Consider the following 18,272-nt stretch of genomic DNA (forward strand, 5'->3'; position numbering starts at 1 on the left):
ATGTCGGAGATGAGCCCGGTCTCGCATGCGATTCCGTTCGACCGGGACGATATTGCGCTGGACTCGGTGGGTCCGACCATCGCGAACATGGAATGCAAGCTGGTCGATCCCGGGACCGGTGCGGAGATCGAGCAGCCGGCCGAGGGGGTCAGTGCGGCGGGGGAGTTGTGGTGCAAGGGCCCGAACATCATGGCCGGGTATCTCGGTAACGAGGAGGCGACCGCGGAAACCCTGGATGCGGATGGGTATCTGCATACCGGGGACATCGCGACGGTGGATTCGGAGGGGGTGGTGACGATCGTGGACCGGATGAAGGAGTTGATCAAGTACAAGGGTTATCAGGTGCCGCCCGCGGAGTTGGAGGCGTTGCTGTTGACGCATCCGCAGATCGCCGACGCCGCCGTGATCGGGGTGCTCGACGAGGAGGGTGAGGAGGTGCCCAAGGCGTTCGTGGTCCGGCAGCCCGGCGCCGACCTGGACGAGGACGCGGTGATCGCGTTCGTCGCCGAGAAGGTCTCCCCGCACAAGAAGGTCCGCAAGGTCGAGTTCATCGACCTGGTGCCGAAATCGGCCGCCGGCAAGATCCTCCGCAAGGACCTACGCGCCGCCGAGGCCGCAAAGTAAGCACTCCCGGCCGGCCTGGGGGCGGGCGGTAGAGGGGTTCAGGACGCAAGGGTTCCGGGACGCATGCCAGGATGAACGGCATGAGTACCGGAACCCTTGTGCTGCTCCGTCACGGCGAGAGCGAATGGAATGCACTCAACTTGTTCACCGGCTGGGTGGACGTTCACCTGACCGATAAGGGCATCGCCGAGGGCAAGCGCGCCGGCGAACTGCTCCGCGAGCACGACCTGCTTCCCGACGTGTCGTACACGTCGCTGCTGCGCCGGGCGATCAGCACGGCCAACATCGCGCTCGACGCAGCCGATCGGCACTGGATTCCGGTGGTGCGCGACTGGCGTCTCAACGAACGCCACTACGGCGCCCTTCAAGGGCGCAACAAGGCTCAGGTGAAGGACAAGTACGGCGACGAGCAGTTCATGCTGTGGCGCCGCAGCTACGACACCCCGCCGCCGCCGATCGACGCGGGCAGCGAATACAGCCAGGACACCGACGCCCGGTACGCGGGACTCGACGAGGTACCCCTCACCGAGTGCCTCCTCGACGTCGTCAAGCGCCTCATCCCGTACTGGGAAGACACGATCTCCGCCGACCTGCTGGCGGGCAAGACCGTCCTCGTCACCGCCCACGGCAACTCGCTCCGAGCCCTGGTCAAGCACCTCGACGGCATCTCCGACGACGCCATCGCCGGTCTCAACATTCCGACGGGGATCCCGCTGCGTTACGACCTGGACGAGAACCTGACACCCCTCAACCCGGGTGGTACCTACCTCGATCCCGAAGCGGCGGCCGCGGGCGCTGCCGCGGTGGCGAATCAGGGCGGTAAGTAGTCCGTGTGGGCCGGCCGGGTGCCCCGTGCGCGGGGGCGCCCGGCCAACAACGGGTGAACGACGGGCGAAGAGTGCGGTTCCGACGTGTGACGTGCACGGAAATGGCTGAACCCTGCATCATCAGCGGTTCCCGCGAACGTACGATTCAGGCGTGAGCGTTGTTCAAGGCGTACTGCTTGCCGTCATGGGCGGCTTCGTCGGTTACCTGATCGGTGGTGTGCTGATTCCCATGCTGTCGACACGGCACTCGCAGCGGATGGCGGAGCAATCCGGTCTGACCATGTCGCAAGTGCTCGACCTGATCGTGCTGGCGTCGGAAAGCGGCATCGCCGTGGTCGACCAGTTCCACGACGTGGTTCTGTTCAACCCCCGCGCCGAGGAACTCGGCCTGGTCCGCAACCGGCTCGTCGACGACCGCGCCTGGGTGGCGGCTCTGCGCGTCCTCGAGACCGGTGAGCCCGTAGAAGTCGATCTCAGCACGAAGACCCCCCAGCGCGGACGTGACCGGATCGCTGTCCGGGGTACCGCACGGCTGCTCAGCAAGGAAGACCACAAATTCGTGGTCCTGTTCGCCGACGACGATTCCGAACAGGTGCGGATGGAGGCGACCCGCCGCGATTTCGTCGCGAACGTCAGCCACGAACTGAAAACCCCGGTCGGGGCCATGGGACTGCTCGCCGAGGCACTTCTCGAGTCGGCGGACGACCCGGAGTCGGTGCGACATTTCGGGGAGCGGGTGCTCCACGAATCGGTCCGCCTCGGCAAAATGGTCACCGAACTGATCGCGCTGTCCCGGCTGCAGGGCGCCGAGAAGCTCCCCGACCTCGAGGCAGTGTCGGTCGACGAGGTGGTGGACGAGGCCCTGCAACGGTGCAAGATCTCTGCGGAGGCGGCCGGTATCTCCGTCACCACCGACCATCCCAGCGGCTTCGAAGTGCTCGGTGACCGCGCACTGCTGGTCACCGCCCTCACCAACCTGGTGCAGAACGCCATCGCCTACTCACCGAAGCGGACACCGGTGTCGGTGAGCCGCTCGATGCGGGGCGCCAACGTTGCGATCTCGGTCACCGACCGCGGCGAAGGGATCGCCAAAGCCGACCAGGAGCGGGTGTTCGAGCGGTTCTTCCGAGTCGACAAGGCCCGGGCGCGGGCGACCGGCGGCACGGGACTCGGACTCGCCATCGTCAAGCACGTCGCCGCCAACCACAACGGATCCATCGAATTGTGGAGCAAGCCCGGAACAGGTTCGACGTTTACCCTGCAAATACCTGCACACATCGAGACAGTAGATCCGAACGGCGGGGACGCCGACGGCGGAAACGTCGGAAAGAGAGAAATCGGTATGGAGGCCAAGCGATGACAAGTGTGCTGATCGTGGAAGACGAGGAATCCCTGGCCGACCCGTTGGCATTCCTGTTACGCAAGGAAGGGTTCGAGACGACCGTCGTCGGCGACGGCCCCTCGGCCCTGGCCGAGTTCAATCGTTCCGGCGCGGACATCGTCCTCCTCGACCTCATGCTCCCGGGTATGAGCGGAACGGACGTGTGCAAGCAGTTACGCAGCCGATCCGGTGTTCCCGTCATCATGGTGACGGCGCGCGACAGCGAAATCGACAAGGTGGTCGGACTCGAACTCGGAGCCGACGACTACGTGACCAAGCCGTACTCCGCGCGGGAACTGATCGCCCGGATCCGCGCGGTGCTGCGCCGCGGCGTCGACAACGACCTCGACGTGGCGCAGGACTCGGCGGTCCTCGAGGCCGGCCCGGTCCGCATGGACGTCGAACGTCACGTGGTGCAGGTCAACGGCGAGGCGGTCACCCTGCCGCTCAAGGAATTCGACCTGCTCGAGTACCTGTTGCGGAACTCGGGCCGGGTGCTCACGCGGGGTCAGCTGATCGACCGCGTGTGGGGTGCCGATTACGTCGGCGACACCAAAACCCTGGACGTCCACGTCAAGCGTCTCCGCTCGAAGATCGAAACTGACCCGGCCAAGCCCGAGCACCTGGTGACCGTCCGCGGCCTCGGCTACAAGCTCGAGGCCTGAGCCGACCTCAGAACGGGTTGTAGACGTAGACGGGCCGGAACGGGGCGAACATCACCTGCGTGATGGCGTGCTCGCGTGCCTGGTCGTCGAACTGGCGGCACGACACGGCGACATAGTGTCCGTCGCCCTTGCACTCGATGACGCGGGACGTGCCGAAGGGGCTCAACACGATTGCCTTGTCGCCCCGGTCGCCGAATGCGCCGGGGTCGAGCGGCGCGACGAAGTTCGCGGTCTTGTCGTGATAGGTGTTCCAGCCGTACGGGTCGTCGGCAGGATTCGCGGCGGCGACCGGGGCGAGAGTCAGCGCGGCGGCGGCGGTCAACAGGGCAGCGGACAGAATTCGAGCAAGCATGTTCTCTCCCATCGTGGCTGTGCCCGCGAACGGGCCGTGCCGTGGCTGTGCCCGCAAGCGGGCCGTGCCTGGGAAATCGACCGCTGGGTCCGATCCGTTACCGGGCCGGGTTCCGTTGCGCGATAGAGGTGGCGGGATGGACGGCGATGAGACCGAGTCCTGCACGGCGAGCACACAACTTCGCCAACTCGGCGTAGGCGGCCTTACCGAGCAGTTCCGCCAGTTCGGGCGCATACGACTGCCACACCGCCTTGGCGCCGACATGGGCGTCGGGTGAGCCGGAGCAGTACCAGGCGAGGTCCTCGCCGCCCTCGCCCCAGCCGCGCCGGTCGTACTCGGTGATCGTCGTCTTGAGTATCTGCTCGCCGTCCGGGCGTTCGACCCATTCCTGGGTGCGGCGGATCGGGAGCTGCCAGCACACGTCCGGCTTCACTTCGAGGGGCTCGATCCCTCGCTTCAACGCCATGGAGTGCAACGCACACCCGACGCCGCCCGCGAATCCGGGGCGGTTGAGGAAGATGCACGCGCCTTTGTATCGGCGGGTGCGCAGGGCGGGCTCGTCCTCGAGGTCGTCTTCCTCGACGTAGCCCTTCTTGCCCAGACCCTTGTCCATGAACTGCCAATCCTCGGGTGTGAGCAGCTTCACCGACTCGTTCAGCTTCTCGAGATCCTCATCGTCGGAGAGGAAGGCCCCGTGCGAACAGCAACCGTCATCGGGCCGGTCCTCGAGGATTCCCTGACACGCCGGCGTGCCGAACACGCAGGTCCAGTGGGAGAGCAGCCACGTCATGTCGGCAGCGATGATGTGCTCGGCGTTGTCCGGATCGGGGAATTCGACCCACTCGCGAGCGAAATCGAGGGGAACTTCGGGGCTGGGCGTCATCTTGTGGGAACGCCCTGCTTTACCTGCTGTCACAAAGCCCGACGGTAGACCCAGTACCGTGTCAATGTGCGACTAGGGGTACTCGACGTCGGAAGCAACACCGTCCATCTGCTCGTAGTGGACGCCCACAGGGGCGGCCACCCCACACCGATGAGCTCCACCAAGTCGACATTGCGGCTGGCGGAGAACACGGACGAACTCGGTGACATCACAGCCGCGGGCGCAGACCGCCTGGTGGCGACGGTCGCCGACTTCGCAGCGATCGCGAAGACCTCGGGCTGCGGCGAGCTGATGGCCTTCGCCACCTCGGCCGTGCGTGACGCGAAAAACTCGGATGCCGTTCTCGGCCGTGTACATGTCGAGACCGGGGTGAGACTCGAAGTGCTGTCCGGCGTCGACGAAGCGCGGCTGACCTTCCTCGCCGTGCGCCGCTGGTACGGATGGAGCGCGGGGCGCATCCTCAACATCGACATCGGTGGCGGATCCCTCGAACTGACGAGCGGGGGCGACGAGGACCCGGACGTCGCGCTGTCGTTACAGCTCGGGGCGGGCCGCCTCACGCGTGACTGGCTCGAGGCCGACCCGCCGGGGAAACGCAGAGTCGCGGTGCTGCGCGACTGGCTCGACGCCGAACTCACGGTCCCGTCGAAGGAGCTGCGGGCGGCAGGGGAGTGGGATCGTGCCGTCGGCACGTCGAAAACCTTCCGTTCCCTTGCCCGGCTCACGGGTGCCGCGCCGTCCGGTGCCGGTCCCCGTGTGAAGCGCACGCTCACCTCGAGCGGTCTCAGGCAACTCATAGCTTTCATTTCGCGGATGACGGCGGCGGACCGTGCAGAATTAGAGGGAGTGAGCTCCGACCGGTCGCAGCAGATCGTCGCCGGAGCACTCGTCGCGGAGGCCAGCATGAGAGCTCTCGGGGTAGAAGAATTGGAGATTTGCCCCTGGGCTCTGCGGGAGGGTCTGATCCTCCGAAAGCTCGACACGGAAATGGGCGGTGAATTGATGGTGGGTGCTCGATGACCGAGGACAGTCAGCAGATCTCTGTTTCAGAACTGCTCAAACGCAATGGGCAGCAAGTGGAGTCCCGTGGGGGAAGACGTCGTCGCGGCGTCAAGGGCGGAATCTCCGTTGCCGAGCTGACCGGCGAGATCCCGGTCGTCCGGGATTCATCCGAGTCGAGGGCACTCGATTCCGAGCCGGAGCCCGAATCCGCGTCCGAGCCCGAACGTAAGCCCGAGCCCGAACGTAAGGCCGAGCCCGAACGTAAGCCCGAGCCCAAACCTGCGGCGACGCCCACGCGGGCCACCACGCGGTCGGTGACGGCCGATGAGCGCACTGCCGCATTCAAGGCACCGTTCGACGATGACGACGAAGACGAGCCCATCGCCAGTCGCCCTGCCGCCCGTCGCCCCGCCGCCGGTCGCAATGGCGCGTCCGCCACGGGAACATCACGTGATCATCAGGGCGCCTGGGTGAGTCGGTCCGTCACGCAGCAGCGCCCGAAGCCGGCCGCCCCACCTGTCGCGCCGGCGGCCGCCGAACCCGCTTCGGTGTCGCAAACGCCGGAACCGGCGCCCACCGTCGCCGCACCCCGCGTGCAGCCGGCTCCCGCCAAGCCTGGCCCCGCCGCCAAGCCCGCCCCCGCCGGCAAGCCTGGCCCCGCCGCGAATCAGGCTGCTACCGCCAAGCCGGCCCCGGCGGCGAAGCCGGAGGCGGAGACCAAGGCCGTCCCGAACGGCACGCCGGCGCCAGCCGCCGCCGGCATGCTCGTCAAGACACCGAAGAAGCCCGAGACCGCACCCGGGAACAAGGCGGCCGAGCAGTCGGGAACGAAGCAGTCGGGAACGAAGCAGTCGGGAACACAGCAGGAGCCTGGGCTGCTGTCTGGCTCGACGCTTGCCGGCGACCTGATGCGGCAGTCGCGCGACGCGGACGCCGCGAAGGCCGGTGAGGACACCGAGTTGATCGCCGCCGCCACCGACGAGGCGCCGGAGGCGGAAGCCGAACAGGCCGACACTCCCCGTCGCTCGCGTAAAGAGGCGAAAGCGGAAGCCGCCAGAGCTGCCAAGGCCGCGAAGGACGTCGACGGCGCCGAGCAGGAAAGTAGTGCCGCCCGGGAGTGGGCGGTTCTGGCGGGCCAGGGTGTGATCGCGGTGATCGCCGGCGCCCTGTTGTTCAAGGGCTTCGAGAAGCTGTGGGACGTGTTCCCGTGGGTCGCGCTGATCCTCGCCTTGCTCGTCATCGTCGGATTGGTGGCGATGGTGCGCATCCTGCGCCGCACCGACGACATCACCAGCTTCGTGATCGCCGTCGTGGTCGGAATGATCGTCACTCTGGGGCCGCTCGCCTTCATGCTTGCGTCGGGCTGAGTTGCTCATGGTCGGGGACAGTGGGTACGTGCAGGCGCGGCAGACACCGCGCGGGCGCAAGGTTCTGGTCGGGCTGTCGACGGCGTCGGTGTATCCGGAGAACACTGAGGCCGCCTTCCGATACGCGGCGGAGCTGGGGTACGACGGCGTCGAGTTGATGGTGTGGGCCGAGTCGGTGAGTCAGGACATCGGTGCCGTGGCCGCGCTGGTTCGCAAGTATGCGATGCCGGTTCAGGCGATTCACACCCCGTGTCTGCTGATCTCGCAGCGAGTGTGGGGCGCCGACCCGGTCGCGAAGCTCGACCGTTCGGTGCGCACCGCGGAGGCGTTGGGCGCGACGAGCGTCGTGGTGCATCCACCGTTCCGCTGGCAACGCCGGTATGCGGAGGGGTTCAGCGACCAGGTCGCCGCGCTCGAGGAGCGCAGCGACGTGATCGTCGCAGTCGAGAACATGTTCCCGATGCGGGCGGACGGCTTCTTCGGAAGCAAGGAACGTTCGGCCGAGCGGCTTCGTCGTCGCGGCGGCCCCGGGGCAGCGTTGTCGGCGTTCAGTCCCTCCTACGACCCCACCGATTCCGGTCATGCCCACTACACGCTCGATCTCTCGCACACCGCCACTGCGGGTATGGACGCGATGAAGCTGGCGGAGCGGATGGGGTCGGGGCTGGCGCATCTGCACCTCGCCGACGGCCGGGGAGCCTCGATGGACGAACACCTCATACCCGGGCACGGCGGACAGCCGTGCGCCGAGGTATGCCGTCACCTCGTCGACTCCGGATTCGAGGGACAGGCTGTGATCGAGATCAACACTCAGAACGCGCGGACCCGGCGCGAGCGGGCGTCGATGCTCGGTCAGGCGCTGGCCTTCGCCAGGGAACACCTCGGGACGGGCCGTGCCACGTCCGGTTCGGCACGTAGCCGCCCCGGCGGCGATCACGACGACACCTGACCTGAACCCCGCGGGCGATGAGGCCATTCCTGCTGCGGTAAGCTGACACCACCATTGGATAGCTGGAGTATCCAAGGGATGGAGTCCCTGATCGAGTCGCGGTAGGAGGCACCGTGCGCGTGTCGGAACTGGTTGCCTGCACCGGCGTTCCTCTGGCAACCGTGAAGTACTACCTGCGCGAGGGTCTGCTGATGCCGGGCGAGGCGACGAGCGCGACTCAGGCCAGGTACGGCGAAGAACACGTTCGGCGCCTCGGGCTGGTGAAGGCACTCGCCGGGGCCGGACTCCCGATCCCGCGCATCCGGAAGGTTCTCCAGCTCATCGACCACCCCGACGGCTCGCTGTTCGAAGTGCTCGGCCAGGCGATCGGTCAACTACCGCCCTACCTCGACATTCCGGCCGATCCCATTGACTATCCGCGGGCGCGCGTCGTGCTCGAGAAACTCGGGCAGATCTACGACCCCCGGTACGTGGCGGTCGCGCAACTCGAACGCGCGCTCGAGGCCTTGGAAGATGCGGGTATCCCGATGACCGAGGAGCGCCTAGACGCCTACGGGCGGCACATTCGCGGTATCGCCGAGGTGGACATCGGGCTCATGCCCACCGGCTCGGCAGAGGATGCTGTGCGCTGCGCGGTGCTCGGGACTGCGATCTACGAACCGGTGATCGCCGCGATGCGCCGACTCGCCCATCAGGACATTGCCCAGAATTTCTTTCAGAACACCGATGAACAGGACGTTTCGTGAGCTCTGCACCCTTCCGCGACCTCAACGCCCTCACCCCCGGCGGTGACGGCACGTTCCAGGCGCACATCGATCCCATCTGGACCATCGGACCGAAGGTGCATGGCGGCTCCATGATGTCGCTGTGCGCGGCGGCCGCACGCGCCCGCCTGGCCGACGACGGCGGTGCAGGCGATCTCGCCCGGGTTCAGCCACTCGCAGTCGGGGCCAACTACCTGGCCGCTCCCGACCCCGGCGAGGTCACCCTCTCGACCACGGTGCGCAAGCTAGGCAAGCAGGTGTCCTTCGTCGACGTCGAGCTCCGGCAGGGCGACCGAGTCGCGGTCCATGCCTCGGTCACGCTGGGTGTCCCCGACGCGGGGGAACCCCACTACAGCGTCGATCATGCGCTGGCCCAGCTTCCGGTAGAGCCGCCCGCCGACGCGGTGATACTCACGCCCGACCACCCGATGGGCCAAATCGTGCACGTGGCTCAGGGATGCGACATGCGCGTCGACGGGACGTCCGCTCACTTCCTCGCCGGCAATCAGGGCGAGCCGGAGGTGCGCATGTGGGTCCGACCGCGTGCCGACGACGAGAACGACCCCGACACCGCCGCACTGTTCGCCATCATGACGGGCGACATCAGTGCACCCGTGACGATGAACCGCGGAATGTTCGGGTGGGCACCCACCGTGCAGCTCACCACCTATCTGCGCAGGCAGCCCGCACCGGGGTGGCTCCGTGTGATGGCCAGCAGCACAGTGCTCGGCAGTGCGTGGTTCGAGGAGGACCACACGGTCCTCGACTCGACCGGTGCAATCGTCGTGCAAAGCCGTCAGCTGGCCATGATCCCCCGCTAGAAACACGCCGCCACGGGTCGTGGCAGGCTGTCCGGCATGACGAGAATTGCGGTTATCGGAGGCGGCCGGATCGGCGAGGCGCTCATCTCGGGCCTCCTGCAATCAGGACACGCGGTGAAGGATCTCGTGGTCGCCGAGCAGCATCCACCGCGGGCCGCCGAACTGGCAGCCGAGTACTCCGTGTGTGTGAGCAGCCCCCAGGACGCCGCCGAGGGAGCCGACGTCATCGTGGTGGCCGTCAAGCCCGGTGACGTCGAGTCCGCGCTCACGGCGGTGTCGAAGGCCGACCTCGACGGTGAGCGTGAACAGATTCTCGTGTCCCTGGCGGCGGGCATTCCCACCTCGTACTACGAGAAGCGCCTGCCTGCCGGGTTCCCCGTCGTCCGGGTCATGCCGAACACGCCGATGCTGGTAGGGGAGGGCGTCAGCGTGCTCGCTCCCGGCCGCCATGTGAAGAAGGACCACCTCGACCTGGTGCGTGGGGTGTTGTCTGCCGTGGGCAAGGTCGTGACGGTGCCGGAGTCGCAGATCGACGCGGTCACTGCCGTCTCCGGGTCCGGGCCCGCCTACTTCTTCCTCGTCGCCGAGGCGATGATCGACGCCGGTGTGGGTCTCGGGCTGACCCGCGCGACGGCGTCCGAGCTGGTCGTGCAGACGATGGTCGGTGCCGCAGCCATGCTCGACCAGTCGGGGGAAAGCACGACGGAACTCCGCGCGGCGGTCACCTCGCCCGGTGGAACCACTGCTGCCGCGATCCGTCAGCTGGAAAAGAACGGTCTCCGATCGGCGTTCTACGACGCGCTGGAGGCGGCGAAATCGAGATCGGCCGAGCTCGGCACTTCTACCGAATGATATTCGATTGCCCACACCCGTCGCAGTAACCCCATCCGTCCCGCTAAGCTCGAAGTAGCACGTGCGTGTCTGTTCCGCCGGAGGGGAAGCCGGCGGCGCGAGACGTGCCGGAGGTAAGTGTTTGATGACGTCTGGAAAAAAGCCGTCGAAGGGCTCAGCCCAAGACGGACAACCGGCCCTGGCCGGAACGCAATTTCTCACCGTCGCCGAGGTAGCGACGCTGATGAGAGTGTCCAAGATGACTGTGTATCGGTTGGTGCACAGCGGCGAACTGCCTGCCGTCCGGGTGGGCCGTTCGTTCAGAGTGCATGCGAAAGCGGTGCACGACTACCTCGAAACCTCGTACTTCGATGCCGGTTGACCGATCGGCACGAAGAGGGTGACCTCGGTTTCTCCCGGGCGAACCTCACCGGTACGATTAGCGACTGTCGTACCAGCCAGCTGGTGTCGTAAGGCGCTGAGCTAGTTAAAACGAGGCCCAGGCGCCAGAGAGGCGCAGGCGTACGTGACCGGCGTGCGCAGGAACGCTAGAGAAGAACGTGAGGGACACCCGCTATGGGTTCAGTGATCAAGAAGCGACGTAAGCGTATGTCGAAGAAGAAGCACCGTAAGCTGCTTCGCCGCACCCGAGTGCAGCGCAGGAAACTCGGTAAGTAAAGAGACACGACGCGATGCCCGCCACCTCGAGTGGCGGGCATTTCGTCGTTTCGGACGGGTCGACTTCTGGGCGAGCGACCAAATGTCGTTGTGCGAAGCGCTATCCGCCTGCTGCACGTATCGTTGACCTCACTCGCTACGTGATCGGGGGTTCTAGTGGTTGTGAGTGACGATGGCAGCTCTGAGCGTACGGCGCCACCGCGCGTCGCGCTGGTCACCGGCGCGAGCCGGTTCCTCGGGGGATACCTCGTCACCAGGCTGGCACAGAACCCGGATATCGAGCGGGTCATCGCGGTAGACGCGGTGTCGCCGAGCAAAGACATGCTGCGGCGAATGGGCCGCGCCGAGTTCGTGCGCGCCGACATCCGCAATCCGCTGATCGGAAAAGTGATCCGCAACGCCGGGGTCGACACGGTAGTGCATGCCTCCACTCTGGCTCGACCGCCGAAAGCGGGCAGCCGGGCGGCGATGAAGGACATGAACGTCATCGGCGCCATGCAATTGTTCGCGGTCTGCCAGAAGGCGCCCACGGTGCGGAAGGTGGTACTGCGCTCGGCGTCCGTCGTCTACGGCAGCACGGCGCAGGACCCGGCGAAGTTCACCGAGGAGATGAGCGCGCGCCGCCGTCCCGGCGGCGCCTACGCACGGGATTGCATCGAAATCGAGGGCTATCTGCGCGGCATGGGACGCCGGCGTCCGGACATCGCGGTGTCCATCCTGCGGCTCGCCCCGCTGGTCGGTCCCCGCCTCAACGCGACGGTCGCGCGGTACCTGACGTCGCCGTTGGTACCGACCATCCTGGGCCGCGACGCACGCCTGCAGGTACTGCACGAAGAGGACGCCCTCGCGGCTCTGGAACGCGCAACCGTGTCGGGTCCTGCCGGAACGTTCAATGTGGCAGGCGACGGTGTCGTGATGTTGTCGCAGGCGATCCGCCGGGCCGGACGAGTCGAGGTGCCGATGCCGTTCAGTCTGTTCCGCAACGTCGGCCGTGCGCTGATGGGGCCGGTCATGCGGTCGTATTCCAACGAGCAGCTCGAGTACTTCCACTTCGGTTGCGGACTGGACACCACGCGCATGCGAACCGAACTATCCTTCGAGCCACGGTGGACCACGATGCAGGCGCTCGACGACTTCGCGCGCGCCGCGGGGGTCACCGCCATCATCAAAAACGAATGGATCGACGCAGCAGAGAACGCACTACTCGCTCTGACCGGTACGGCGAAAGGGGAGAGGTGAACGAAGTGGCGAAGGTCATTCCGTTGCACGGTGCATCAACCGCGCGCGGGGCTGCACTGGGACGTTCGAGGCGCGAGCAGAGCGAGAGCCGACATCCGTCCGCGATGCCCCCACCGGCCGTGATCAGCCCGCCGGAGCCCCAGCCCGACACCGGATCGTCGGCGGTCGACGCCGTCCGACGGGTCCTTGCCGATCAGATCGTCAACACCGCGGAGTTCGTGCGCCGACGCCTGTCGGGCGACTATCACGTCGACGACTTCGGTTACGACCCGCACTTCGCCGAGAACGTGTGGTTGCCGATACTGCGGCCCCTGTTCGACAAGTGGTTCCGCGTCGAGGTCAGTGGTCTGGAGAACATTCCATCGACCGGTGGCGCCCTGGTGGTGGCCAATCATGCCGGTGTCCTTCCCCTCGACGGCCTGATGACCTCGGTCGCCGTGCACGACCACCACCCCGCTCATCGGCCGCTGCGCATGCTGGCGGCCGATATTGCGTTCGAGATGCCGGTGGTCGGTGACCTCGCCCGTAAGGCAGGGCATACCCTGGCGTGCAACCCCGACGCTGTTCGCCTGCTACAAACCGGTCAGGTCGCGGCCGTGTTCCCCGAAGGTTTCAAGGGGATCGGCAAACCGTTCAGTGAGCGCTACAAGCTGCAGAGGTTCGGTCGTGGTGGTTTCGTGTCCGCCGCCATGCGGACCGGGGCACCGATCATTCCGTGCTCGATCGTCGGTTCCGAAGAGATCTACCCGAAGATCGGTGACCTCGGAACGCTCGCCCGCCTACTCGGCATGCCCTACTTCCCGGTGACACCACTGTTTCCGCATTTCGGGCCGCTCGGGCTGGTTCCCCTGCCGTCCAAGTGGTACATCGAGTTCGGCAAGCCCATCGTCACCGATACCTATGACGCGTCGGCCGCCGACGACCCCATGGAGCTGTTCGAGGTCACCGACCACGTTCGCGAGACCATCCAGCAGACGCTCTACCGACTCCTCGCGAAGAGGCGCAACGTCTTCCTGGGCTGACACCGACACGTCGTAACCGGCGTCGAAACCGACGCAGTGACCGGGTCAGATCGCGTGCTCGCGGCGGCGGGCGACCACGGCCGCCAGCGCGCCGCCGGCCGCGCCGAGCAGCAACGCGGTGGGCACCCCGATCTTGGCGGCCTTGCGGCCGGTGCGGAAGTCCCGAATCTCCCACCCCCGGTTCTTGGCCAGCTCGCGCAGGTCGGTGTCCGGGTTGATGGCGACGGCCGTGCCGACGAGCGAGAGCATGGGCACGTCGTTGTGGCTGTCCGAGTAGGCGGTGCAGCGTTTGAGGTTGAGGCCCTCGCGGACGGCCAGCGCGCGCACCGCGTGGGCCTTGCCGAGGCCGTGCAGGATGTCGCCGACCAGACGTCCGGTGAACACGCCGTCCTCGCTTTCGGCGACGGTGCCGAGGGCCCCGGTCAGGCCCAGCCGCTTCGCGATCACCTGGGCCAGTTCCACGGGAGTGGCCGTCACCAGCCACACCTGTTGTCCGGCGTCGAGATGCATCTGCGCGAGTGCCCGGGTACCGGCCCAGATCTTGTCGGCGATCACCTCGTCGTAGATCTCCTCGCCGAGCCGGGCGAGTTCGGCGGTGGACCGACCGGCCACGAACGAGAGGGCCTTTTCCCGGCCGGAGGCGACGTCGACGCTGCTCTCCTTGCCGGTCACGCGGAACTTGATCTGCTTCCACGCGAAATCCAGGAGGTCGGCGGACTTCAAGTACTTTCTGGCGGCGAGTCCGCGGGCGAAGTGGATGATCGACGCACCCTGGACCATCGTATTGTCGACGTCGAAGAAGGCCGCGGCGGTCAGGTCCAGGGGAACCTGGGGCTCTTCGGTCTCTGGTCCGGCTTCGTGGAGGGCCAGCGCGGCGTCGGCGCTGGCCTCGCCCGCAACGTTTGCACGTACCTCGGCCTCGCTCGGGCCCAGCGGATTTCTGAACTGCCGACGGCCCGGAAGGATCATCCCCGCCAGTCCTGAACCGAAACCCGAGCCGTTCGGTAGTGATCGCGCAGGCACTCGCACCTCCCCTATCGCTGAAGCCTCTGGACGCAGCCTATCCCTCGGTTCCGACCCTGGGCGGGCGGATGGCTGCGTGCACCGAATCGTGTGACGTTCATCTCCGAGCCGGGTGGCGTTACCGGCCCCGGAAACGGCACAGTGAGTCCCGCAGAGGTGGCGAAAGGAAAGTATCCGACATGAGTACCAGCGAACACGAGGTGACGCTCCTCACGCGGGCGGGCTGCGGGGCGTGCACGCCGGCACGCGAGCAGTTGCTGATTCTGTGTGAGGAGTTCGGGCTGGAACTGACGTGCATAGACGTCGACGAGGCGGCTTCCACGGACCCGGAACTGCGGGCGGAATTCGGTGACCGATTGCCGGTCGTCCTGCTCGACGGACGTGAGCACAGTTACTGGGAGGTCGATGAAGAGCGCCTCCGATCGGATTTACGCAAGTAAGGCGACCCTAAAACTGCGAACTTCGGATGCTGTGCAGGTAGGAGTGCATGTCGCGCAGTCGCAGCGACTTTGTGCATGGGTTCACAAGCAGTTACCGTGGTGTGAACAATTCCCCGGAGCATCGTGGAGAACGGCAGCGAATGCCGGTCGGACGAGGAGCCAACGACGTGACCGAAACGCACCAGACGCATGGGTCTGTGGCCCATGGCGTCACGGGCGCAGTCGGTCCGTCCGCCGTCGAGTCACCAGCCCCCGGATCGCCGCTCCCCGAATCGCGGGACATCCCCCAGGCTACGGTCACGCGGCTGGCGACGTACCTGCGGGTCCTCGGAATGCTGGCGGACCGCGGCACGATCATCGTCTCGAGTGAGGAACTCGCCGCCGCTTCCGGTGTGGGTTCGGCCAAGCTCCGCAAGGACCTGTCTTTCCTCGGCCCCAACGGAGTGCGGGGGGTCGGCTACGACGTCACGCGGCTGCGGGCACGCATCGAACGAGCACTCGGTCTGGACCGCGGGCACAAGGTCGTCCTCGTCGGTGTCGGAAACCTCGGCCAGGCCCTCGCCGGTTACGGCGGTTTCGGACGCCGCGGATTTTCGATGGTGGGTCTGTTCGACAGCGACCCGGACCGTGTCGGCACCCCGGTAGGCGACCTCGTGGTGCGCCACGTCGACGAACTCGAACAGGCCTGCGCCGAACTCGAAGCCACCATCGGCGTCATCTCGACTCCGGACGAGGCCGCGCAGGACGTATGCGACCGCCTCGTCGGCGCCGGCCTGCGGTGCATCCTCAGCTTCTCGCCGACCGCACTCGACGTCCCGGACCACGTCGAGATGCGCCGCGTCGACCTTGCGGTCGAGATGCAGGTCCTCTCGTTCAACAGCGCACGCAACACCGAGTCGGCTCCTGGCGCTCGGGCCGCGGAGGTCGTACCCACGGCCCCGCGCGTGCGCATCGGACATTCGGCTGTCCCGTCCACCGCACCAAGAAACGGATCAGTGATCGCGCCGTGAGTGTTCTGCTTGTCGGGGTCTCGCACCGGACGGCTCCCGTGCCGGTTCTCGAGCGGGTTGCTGTCACCGAGACCGATCGCCCGAAGCTGACGGACAAGCTTCTGGCGTCGACGCACATCTCGGAAGCGATGATCGTCTCGACCTGCAACCGGGTGGAGATCTACGCCGTCGTCGACGCGTTCCACGGTGCGCTCACCGAGGTCGGTGAACTTCTGGCGGATCATTCCGGGCTCGACCTCACCGACCTGCACCGTCACGCCTATGTGCGGTACAGCGAGGCGGCCGCGGAGCATCTGTTCGCGGTGGCTAGCGGACTCGATTCGATGGTGATCGGCGAACAGCAGATTCTCGGTCAGATCCGGACCGCCTACGCGTCCTCGGACGCCCAGCAGGCCGCCGGACGCACGTTGCACGAGCTCGCCCAGCAGGCGTTACGCGTCGGCAAGCGGGTTCACGCGGAGACGGGAATCGACTCGGCGGGCGCGTCGGTCGTCTCGGTGGCCCTCGACCGCGCCGCCGGCGTCATCGGCGCCGGTGGGCTCAGCGGCCGGACCGCGGTGGTCGTCGGCGCCGGCTCGATGGGCGGGCTCTCGGTCGCATACCTCACCCGTGCGGGCATCGGCCGGATCCTCGTCGTCAACCGCACCGCTGAGCGGGCCGAGCACCTGGCCGACACGGCCCGGTCGGGCGGTGTCGAAGCGGAGGCTTTCGAGCTCGGTCACCTGCCCACGGCGATGGCGCAGGCGGATGTGCTCGTGACCTGTACCGGCGCGGTCGGTGCCGTCGTCACGCTCGCGGATACGCACCGTGCGCTGGCCCAGCCCGACCGCGACCCCGAACGTCCACTCGTCATCTGCGACCTCGGTCTGCCCCGCGACGTCGAGCACGCGGTCTCGGGACTGCCCGGGGTCACCGTGCTGGACATGGAGTCGCTCCAGCGCGACCCCGCCGCAGGGGCCGCCGCGTCGGACGCCGATGCCGCTCGGGCCATCGTGGCGAGTGAGCTCGCCCAGTATCTCGCCGGCCAGCGGCTGGCGGAGGTGACGCCGACCGTCACCGCCCTGCGTCAGCGCGCCGCGGACGTGGTCGAAGCCGAGTTGCTGAGACTCGATTCCCGGCTCCCCGGGCTCGACGATCCCGAGCGCGACGAGGTGGCCCGCACCGTCCGCCGAGTGGTCGACAAGCTGCTGCACGCTCCTACCGTGCGGGTGAAACAGCTCGCGTCGGCGCCGGGTGGCGACTCGTACGCCGCCGCGCTACGCGAACTGTTCGAGCTGAGCCCCGGATCCGTGGAGGCGGTGGCAAAACCGACCGACCTCGGTGCCATCGACATCACCGACGGATTCATCGCGGGTCAGGACCCCCGTCTGCGCCGTTTCGTCGCGGGCGACAACCAAGGGAAGGAACCGCAGGCATGAGCGCCGTCGGCACCCGCACCCTGCGGATCGGTACCCGCGGAAGCGAACTCGCCACCACCCAGGCCGGCACCGTGCGTGACGCACTGATCTCCGCCGGACACGAAGCCGAACTCGTCATCATCAAGACCAAGGGCGATCAGTCCATGGAGTCGGTGGAGAAGATCGGGGTCGGTGTCTTCACCGCGGAACTTCGGGAAGCGCTGGTCGACGGCCGCGTCGACGTGGCCGTTCACTCGTACAAAGATCTGCCGACCGCCCGGGACGAACGGTTCACCATTGCCGCGATTCCGCCGCGCGAGGACCCACGCGATGCGCTGGTCGCCCGTGACGGACTCGTTCTCGGTGAACTTCCGGTCGGCTCGAAGGTCGGTACGTCGGCGCCGCGCCGCACCTCGCAACTGCGGGCACTCGGCCTCGGTCTCGACATCCGCCCTCTGCGCGGCAACCTGCAGCGTCGGCTCGGCAAGGTGGAGTCGGGCGAGCTCGATGCCGTCATCCTGGCGCGGGCGGGGTTGGCGCGTATCGGCCGACTGGACCTGATCACCGAGTCCCTCGAACCCGTCCAGATGCTGCCTGCACCTGCCCAGGGTGCGTTGGCCGTGGAATGCCTGTCCGGCAACACCGCGCTCGTGTCGATCCTGGCCGAGCTCGACGACCCGAACAGCCGCGCCGCCGTCACCGCGGAACGTGCTCTCCTCGCCGAGCTCGAGGCCGGATGCACCGCACCTGTCGGGGCAATCGCGGAAGTCGTCGAATCACTCGACGACGACGGCCGCAGCTTCGACGAACTCTCCGTCCGGGGTTGCGCAGCAGCCATCGACGGTTCGGACGTCATACGCACGGGGGCAGTGGGCTCCCCGGACAACGCCGAAGAACTCGGCCGCTCGGTCGCACGGGAACTCCTCGAACTCGGGGCGCGCGAGCTGATGAACGTCACCGAGGCCGGTGATGCCGATGTTTGATGTGCGAAGGCCGA

General features: G+C 66.9%; 21 protein-coding genes. 18 read left to right on the forward strand and 3 right to left on the reverse strand.

Features of this window, described 5'->3' with window-relative positions:
- From ACH49N_RS16970 to ACH49N_RS16985, 4 genes are all read left to right on the forward strand, one after another.
- Positions 1 to 624: AMP-binding protein (locus ACH49N_RS16970; RefSeq protein WP_358273585.1), on the forward strand; the 624-nt coding region annotated here is incomplete at its 5' end.
- Positions 625 to 695: 71 nt separating this feature from the next.
- Positions 696 to 1,451 carry a phosphoglyceromutase gene (locus ACH49N_RS16975; protein WP_213573120.1) on the forward strand — a complete coding sequence of 252 codons (756 nt, stop codon included), beginning with the start codon at positions 696 to 698 and terminating at the stop codon, positions 1,449 to 1,451.
- Positions 1,452 to 1,602: 151 nt separating this feature from the next.
- Positions 1,603 to 2,811, forward strand: a complete 1,209-nt coding sequence (locus tag ACH49N_RS16980; RefSeq protein WP_213573119.1) for a cell wall metabolism sensor histidine kinase WalK — start codon at positions 1,603 to 1,605, stop codon at positions 2,809 to 2,811.
- Positions 2,808 to 3,497 carry a response regulator transcription factor gene (locus ACH49N_RS16985; protein ID WP_358273583.1) on the forward strand — a complete coding sequence of 230 codons (690 nt, stop codon included), beginning with the start codon at positions 2,808 to 2,810 and terminating at the stop codon, positions 3,495 to 3,497. Before ACH49N_RS16980 ends, ACH49N_RS16985 begins: the two co-directional genes overlap by 4 nt.
- A gap of 7 nt (positions 3,498 to 3,504) precedes the next feature.
- On the opposite strand, the gene ACH49N_RS16990 is transcribed toward ACH49N_RS16985, so the two are convergent.
- Together ACH49N_RS16990 and ACH49N_RS16995 are read right to left on the reverse strand one after the other, a co-directional pair.
- Entirely contained in the window at positions 3,505 to 3,849 is a 345-nt protein-coding gene (locus ACH49N_RS16990; RefSeq protein ID WP_109327821.1) for a hypothetical protein, read from the reverse strand.
- 97 nt (positions 3,850 to 3,946) lie between these two features.
- Entirely contained in the window at positions 3,947 to 4,732 is a 786-nt protein-coding gene (locus ACH49N_RS16995; protein WP_109327823.1) for a hypothetical protein, read from the reverse strand.
- 66 nt (positions 4,733 to 4,798) lie between these two features.
- Between ACH49N_RS16995 and ACH49N_RS17000 the strand changes: the two genes are divergently transcribed.
- The 10 genes from ACH49N_RS17000 to ACH49N_RS17045 all read left to right on the forward strand — a co-directional run bounded on the left by ACH49N_RS17000 (position 4,799) and on the right by ACH49N_RS17045 (position 13,405).
- Positions 4,799 to 5,752 carry a Ppx/GppA phosphatase family protein gene (locus ACH49N_RS17000; RefSeq protein ID WP_159920271.1) on the forward strand — a complete coding sequence of 318 codons (954 nt, stop codon included), beginning with the start codon at positions 4,799 to 4,801 and terminating at the stop codon, positions 5,750 to 5,752.
- Positions 5,749 to 7,101, forward strand: coding sequence for a hypothetical protein (locus ACH49N_RS17005; protein WP_358273582.1), 1,353 nt, complete (start codon positions 5,749 to 5,751; stop codon positions 7,099 to 7,101). Before ACH49N_RS17000 ends, ACH49N_RS17005 begins: the two co-directional genes overlap by 4 nt.
- Before the next feature lie 7 nt (positions 7,102 to 7,108).
- Positions 7,109 to 8,050, forward strand: coding sequence for a sugar phosphate isomerase/epimerase (locus tag ACH49N_RS17010; RefSeq protein WP_159920275.1), 942 nt, complete (start codon positions 7,109 to 7,111; stop codon positions 8,048 to 8,050).
- 113 nt (positions 8,051 to 8,163) lie between these two features.
- Positions 8,164 to 8,796, forward strand: a complete 633-nt coding sequence (locus tag ACH49N_RS17015; RefSeq protein WP_159920277.1) for a MerR family transcriptional regulator — start codon at positions 8,164 to 8,166, stop codon at positions 8,794 to 8,796.
- Entirely contained in the window at positions 8,793 to 9,635 is an 843-nt protein-coding gene (locus tag ACH49N_RS17020; protein ID WP_358273581.1) for a thioesterase family protein, read from the forward strand. Before ACH49N_RS17015 ends, ACH49N_RS17020 begins: the two co-directional genes overlap by 4 nt.
- 36 nt (positions 9,636 to 9,671) lie before the next feature.
- Positions 9,672 to 10,487 (forward strand): pyrroline-5-carboxylate reductase, encoded by an 816-nt coding sequence (proC, locus tag ACH49N_RS17025; protein WP_159920281.1) that lies wholly within the window; start codon positions 9,672 to 9,674, stop codon positions 10,485 to 10,487.
- A gap of 124 nt (positions 10,488 to 10,611) precedes the next feature.
- Positions 10,612 to 10,848 carry a helix-turn-helix domain-containing protein gene (locus ACH49N_RS17030; RefSeq protein ID WP_109327837.1) on the forward strand — a complete coding sequence of 79 codons (237 nt, stop codon included), beginning with the start codon at positions 10,612 to 10,614 and terminating at the stop codon, positions 10,846 to 10,848.
- 194 nt (positions 10,849 to 11,042) lie between these two features.
- Complete coding sequence (locus tag ACH49N_RS17035; RefSeq protein WP_003402602.1) at positions 11,043 to 11,144, forward strand: 30S ribosomal protein bS22; 102 nt, start codon at positions 11,043 to 11,045, stop codon at positions 11,142 to 11,144.
- Positions 11,145 to 11,306: 162 nt separating this feature from the next.
- On the forward strand, positions 11,307 to 12,383 hold the full coding sequence (locus tag ACH49N_RS17040) for an NAD-dependent epimerase/dehydratase family protein (RefSeq protein WP_201453527.1): 1,077 nt from the start codon (positions 11,307 to 11,309) through the stop codon (positions 12,381 to 12,383).
- Positions 12,380 to 13,405, forward strand: coding sequence for a lysophospholipid acyltransferase family protein (locus tag ACH49N_RS17045; protein WP_159920283.1), 1,026 nt, complete (start codon positions 12,380 to 12,382; stop codon positions 13,403 to 13,405). The genes ACH49N_RS17040 and ACH49N_RS17045 overlap by 4 nt, the downstream gene beginning before the upstream one ends.
- A 45-nt stretch (positions 13,406 to 13,450) precedes the next feature.
- On the opposite strand, the gene ACH49N_RS17050 is transcribed toward ACH49N_RS17045, so the two are convergent.
- Positions 13,451 to 14,428 carry an HAD family phosphatase gene (locus ACH49N_RS17050; protein ID WP_159920285.1) on the reverse strand — a complete coding sequence of 326 codons (978 nt, stop codon included), beginning with the start codon at positions 14,426 to 14,428 and terminating at the stop codon, positions 13,451 to 13,453.
- Between the two features lie 179 nt (positions 14,429 to 14,607).
- Between ACH49N_RS17050 and ACH49N_RS17055 the strand changes: the two genes are divergently transcribed.
- From ACH49N_RS17055 to hemC, 4 genes are all read left to right on the forward strand, one after another.
- Positions 14,608 to 14,868 carry a glutaredoxin family protein gene (locus tag ACH49N_RS17055; protein WP_159920287.1) on the forward strand — a complete coding sequence of 87 codons (261 nt, stop codon included), beginning with the start codon at positions 14,608 to 14,610 and terminating at the stop codon, positions 14,866 to 14,868.
- A 140-nt stretch (positions 14,869 to 15,008) separates the two neighbouring features.
- A complete protein-coding gene (locus tag ACH49N_RS17060; RefSeq protein ID WP_358273595.1) occupies positions 15,009 to 15,878 on the forward strand; it encodes a redox-sensing transcriptional repressor Rex in 870 nt (289 codons plus the stop codon).
- The gene (locus ACH49N_RS17065; RefSeq protein ID WP_213573108.1) at positions 15,875 to 17,296 is read left to right on the forward strand and encodes a glutamyl-tRNA reductase; all 1,422 of its coding nucleotides are present in this window, start codon (positions 15,875 to 15,877) and stop codon (positions 17,294 to 17,296) included. The genes ACH49N_RS17060 and ACH49N_RS17065 overlap by 4 nt, the downstream gene beginning before the upstream one ends.
- Positions 17,293 to 18,258 (forward strand): hydroxymethylbilane synthase, encoded by a 966-nt coding sequence (gene hemC, locus ACH49N_RS17070; RefSeq protein ID WP_109327851.1) that lies wholly within the window; start codon positions 17,293 to 17,295, stop codon positions 18,256 to 18,258. Before ACH49N_RS17065 ends, hemC begins: the two co-directional genes overlap by 4 nt.
- The last annotated feature ends 14 nt before the right edge of the window (positions 18,259 to 18,272 follow it).

The organism is Rhodococcus sp. NPDC019647 (genome assembly GCF_044389235.1).
Lineage (GTDB): Bacteria > Actinomycetota > Actinomycetes > Mycobacteriales > Mycobacteriaceae > Rhodococcus_F > Rhodococcus_F oxybenzonivorans.